This is a genomic window from Micromonospora sp. NPDC047707 (assembly GCF_040704235.1).
Classification (GTDB): Bacteria; Actinomycetota; Actinomycetes; order Mycobacteriales; family Micromonosporaceae; genus Micromonospora.
Genome location: NZ_JBEYSU010000100.1, coordinates 1 through 4,293 on the forward strand (window position 1 = coordinate 1; position 4,293 = coordinate 4,293).

5 protein-coding genes and 1 pseudogene are annotated in these 4,293 nt (G+C 65.2%); 5 read left to right on the forward strand and 1 reads right to left on the reverse strand.

What is annotated here, in order from left to right:
* The first annotated feature begins 237 nt into the window (after window positions 1-237).
* Window positions 238-678 carry a nuclear transport factor 2 family protein gene (locus tag AB0873_RS31810; protein WP_366604432.1) on the forward strand — a complete coding sequence of 147 codons (441 nt, stop codon included), beginning with the start codon at window positions 238-240 and terminating at the stop codon, window positions 676-678.
* 220 nt (window positions 679-898) lie between these two features.
* Here the strand turns inward: AB0873_RS31810 and AB0873_RS31815 are convergent, their stop codons facing one another.
* Complete coding sequence (locus AB0873_RS31815; RefSeq protein WP_366604434.1) at window positions 899-1,474, reverse strand: transposase family protein; 576 nt, start codon at window positions 1,472-1,474, stop codon at window positions 899-901.
* A 258-nt stretch (window positions 1,475-1,732) separates the two neighbouring features.
* On the opposite strand from AB0873_RS31815, the pseudogene AB0873_RS31820 reads away from it, so the two are divergent.
* From AB0873_RS31820 to AB0873_RS31835, 4 genes and pseudogenes are all read left to right on the forward strand, one after another.
* Window positions 1,733-1,864, forward strand: a pseudogene (locus AB0873_RS31820) (IS110 family transposase); the annotation flags it as partial.
* Between the two features lie 586 nt (window positions 1,865-2,450).
* A complete protein-coding gene (locus AB0873_RS31825; protein WP_366604436.1) occupies window positions 2,451-2,804 on the forward strand; it encodes an antibiotic biosynthesis monooxygenase in 354 nt (117 codons plus the stop codon).
* A 348-nt stretch (window positions 2,805-3,152) separates the two neighbouring features.
* Window positions 3,153-3,467, forward strand: coding sequence for a transposase (locus tag AB0873_RS31830; protein ID WP_366604438.1), 315 nt, complete (start codon window positions 3,153-3,155; stop codon window positions 3,465-3,467).
* Between the two features lie 260 nt (window positions 3,468-3,727).
* Window positions 3,728-4,168, forward strand: a complete 441-nt coding sequence (locus AB0873_RS31835; protein WP_366604440.1) for a transposase — start codon at window positions 3,728-3,730, stop codon at window positions 4,166-4,168.
* Window positions 4,169-4,293: the final 125 nt, after the last annotated feature.

Here is a 4,293-nt window from a genome sequence, read left to right on the forward strand (position 1 = left end):
CGCACAACACCTTGCGGTCGTCGAGGGGCTTACGGCCCGGGAACCGGTGCCGGCGCGGCGGGCGGGGCGGCAGCAGCGGCGCGATCTCAGCCCACTGTGGTGGTGTAAGGCACGGCCGTTTCGACGATCAGACGGATTTCCGATGCGCCAAGGTGCGAACAGGAGGAGTTTGGTAGCAGGACCTGATCGGAGGGCAACGCGATGGATACGATCAGAAATGAATCACGGCCTCACGACGTGGACCGGTTCGAGATAGTCGAGTTGCTTACCGCCTATAACTTCGCTATTGACATCGGGGACGAGCAGGCATGTGCGGCAATCTATACGAACGACGCCCGGTACGAAGGTCCGACTGGTACCGCAGTCGGTGCGCGGTCGATCGCTCGGGTGATTCGGCGCGACATTCGATCGCGCTTCGGCAACGGCGGTCGCTATCTAATGGGCCCAGTCGTAGTCGACGTTGACGGTGACTTTGCGAACGCCCGGTCCTACTGGTGGATCGTGTCCGGCGGCGAACGGCCGTCTGTGCACACCCTCGTCTTCTATGATGAGCTACGCCACACCGGCGAGCGGTGGCAGGTCACCTGCCGCCGTCAGGAATTGCATCCGACCTGGTTAGGCGTGACAACTGTCCGGCGGCGAAGGCGGCGGCGGATTGTTTCTGGTCAGTTGGGATAGGAAATCGGATGAGCTCGTGGCTTTTTGATCGCCACCTGTGTCACTAGTCCACCGTGCGCCCGGCGCCTAGGGTACAGGCGCGGCCACTCGTCGCCCGATATCAGCGGGAGGGGAAAGCCGTTCTCCTGTCGGGCCGACTGCTCCTGCGCCGGCTGTTCGACGACGCCCTAAGGGAGGTCTCGTAACTGGCTGAAGGCGTTGCCCGGCAGGGGCCCGGTGATCACCCCGCCAGCATGATGTTGTGCAGGTTGTGGATGCCTGAAGCGGTGTCGATAAATGTGCGGACGGCGCGGCGGTAGTCGCCCAGGATCTTGAAGCACTTCATCCTGTTAGGCGTGTTCGACCTGCGCGCGGACGATGCCGTGCCGGGCGTTGAGGTCTTCCTTCCAGGCAGGCAGCTCACTGCCGTCGGAGTGCTTGAGTAGGGGATAATCACCTCGCGGTTGCCCTGGTAGCCGCCGTCGGCCATGACCGGGCGCCCGTTCAGCTTCTGGTCGATGCCGGAGGCCCGGTAGACGATGGTGTCGTTGCGGTTGCCTGGCTGCGGGTCGCCGACGGCGATGACCAGGCGGGTGCTGGCGTCGATGGCAATCTGCACGTTGGTCGAGTAGCGACAATTTTGCTCGGCGCGGCCAGGCGGTGGTCCCGGGTCGGGATCAACGTCCCGTCGACGATCGCGATCTGGTCGGCCGGGCCGCCGGAGCGCCGGCGCCAGTGCGAGGAGCGGGCCGAGGGTGTCGATGACCCGGTGCGCGGCGGAGTGTGACACCCCGAACAGCAGTCCGATCTGCCGCATCGTCAGGTTTGGTCCGCCAGTACGCGGCCATCAGCAGCACCCGGTCGGGCAGGTCGAGGGCCCACTGCCGGCCCGGCTGGCCGTCAGCGATGCCGTCCCCGCCCCGCTCGACGACCAGTCGGACCAGCCGCCGGAACTGGGAGGGCGGCAGCCCGGTGAACGGAAAGACCACTCGGTCCGGGCTGCGGAGACCACCCACACCCAGGCATCCTCGATGACCGTCCTCCAAAAGACAAACACTGGGATTACGAGACATCCGACCCTGGAAGCAGGGCCTACTACGACCGCAAACGCGCCGAAGGCAAACGTCACAACGCCGCCCTCATCTGCCTCGCCCGAGGCCGCTGCGACGTGCTCTATGCCATGCTCCGCGACAAGATCCCCTACCAGCCCCGCCCACCACACCAATCGCGGCTTGACGAAACCCATAGGGACACCCCCCGGCCAGGCCCCGGACGCCCACCCGGATCCGAAACCGCAGCCCGCCACGACGTCGGCACGACCGCCAAAGCGCGACCTGAGTATCACGGCACGTAAACAACACACGGGTTGCAGATCAAGCTAAGCGAATGTAGGCATGCCGCCCTCGACGGCCCCTGGTCGCCACGCACGGCCCGAACTCATGAGTGCTCCGTGCTCGTCACGTCAGTACGACCAACAAACCGCGGAAGCATCCGAAACATCTCCGGACCGAGGGCTGCTGACTGCGGACGCCCGACGTGCGCCCAGGTCGCGAATCACGCGCCACCTACGCCCGCAACCACCACCGGCCGCCCGTACTCACCAACGCCGCCGAACCGTGACCCCCGGCCGAATCAGCCAAACTCGCTGCTAAAGACCACATTCAAAGCGCTCCGGCGGATCAAGCTCTGCCCGCGTGCATCGGAACGATCGTGGCCCCCGGGCCCGGCCCGTCGGCCCGCAAGCCATCTGCCCGTCCATCTCCATGCTCCCATTGGCAGGGTATATTGCTCCTGTGCTCACCAACTCCACTTCCGCTTGGCCAGAACCGCCATATTACGCCGCAATCCTAAGCACATGGCATACGGGCGAGGATCTCGAGGGCTACGCTGAAACGGCCGTACAAATGGTTCAGGCGGCCGAGTCGCAGCCCGGATACCTTGGTCGGGAGTCACTAGAAGGGCCGGACGGCCACGAGCTGACCGTTGTGTACTACACCACAGACGAGGCGATCCGCAGATGGCGAGAGATTGCCGAACACCTAGTCGCGCAGCGGTTAGGGCGTGAGCGCTGGTATGAGGCATATGAGGTGCGCATTGCCCGCGTGGAGCGTTCGTACCGGTTTCAGCGACGCCGTGCGCTCAATTGAATCTGCCTCCACATCGCTGGCTTCTGATGCTTGCCCAACAACCGCCAGCTCCGCCGAACTCACCTCAGCTCTTCCTTGGCCAGTGCAGGTCAGGGCCCAACGCCGGGCCGATCCTGCCGGTCGTGCGATTTTGCGGACATGAACGGGCCTTGATTTGAGGCCCGCCTCGGGGTGTTCAGGCACGTGATGGCGCCCTCGGGTCTGTACAACGAACGGTGTGTCTCCTGATCAAGGAGTAGGCACCGATGACCGACATGACGACCGCCGTGGATAATGCCGCGATGGCGAAGAAGGGATCCGGCGCAGCCGCCGGCGAATGGGGTCGATGACGAGTTGGTCGGCCGGCTGGTGGAGCAGGCCCGCGCGGCGGAGCTGCAGCTGACCGGCGACGGTGGGCTGTTGCAGCATCTGACGAAGCGGGTCCTAGAATCAGCGTTCGAGGGCGAGATCACCGACCACCTGGGCCATGACAAGGGCTACGTCAAGGCCAAAGAGGGATCCAACCACCGCAACGGCAGCCGGGCCAAGACCGTGCTGACCGACGTCGGCCCCGTCGAGATCGACGTGGCCCGCGCCCGGAACGGATCGTTCAGGCCGCAGATTGTCCGCAAGCGCCAGCGCGATTGTCTGGCGTGGACGACACGTGATCTCCCTGTCCGCTAAAGGCCTAACCACCGGGGAGATCCAGGCCCACCTGGCCGCGGTTTACGGCGCCCGAGGTGTCACCGGCAGACGATTTCGACGATCACCGACAAGGTGAATCGTGGGGATGACCGAGTGGCAGAACCGGCCTCTGGATCCGGCTACCCGGTGATCTTCCTGGACGCGATGCACGTGAAGATCCGCGATGGGACGGTCGCCAACCGGCGCCCACCTACCTGGCCCTGGCCGTCACGGTCGAGGGCACCCGCGACATCCTCGGCCTGTGGGTCGGCGACGGCGGCGAGGGCGCCAAGTTCTGGCTGCAGGTCCTCACCGAGCTGAAGAACCGCGGTGTGGCTGATACGTGCACGGTGGTCTGCGACGGGCTCAAGGGCCTGCCGGATACGATCGGTAAGGTGTGGCCCGAAGCCGTCGTGCAGACCTGCGTAATCCATCTGCTGCGGTCCTCGTTCCGGTATGCCGGACGGCAACACTGGGACGCCATCGCCAAAGCCCTGCGGCCGGTCTACACCGCCCCGACCGAAGCCGCCGCGAGGGCCCGGTTCACCGACGGTAGGTTGCACTCAGCGAACGCATCGATTGTCGCGTTGATGAGCGCACGGCTGTTACCGAGGATCGTGCCGTTCCAATCCCAAACGACGAGTCCGATTGGTGACGGCACGCTCGCCCACGATTTCCCTGCACGCAACCTGGGCTGGTGAACGACCGCTTTCGCCCCCCTGGCGTGGATGGCTAGTGCCGCGTCAGGCAACGTTTGCCCCATAGGCCGGTGGGGCCCGGGTGATGCGGGCTGTCCTGGCCCGGGGCCTATTCTGCGTTCGTGGAT

Bases quoted from the DNA above. Each gene is read 5' to 3' on its own strand.
- AB0873_RS31815 (WP_366604434.1), bottom strand. From the start codon at position 1,474: ATGCGGCAGATCGGACTGCTGTTCGGGGTGTCACACTCCGCCGCGCAC.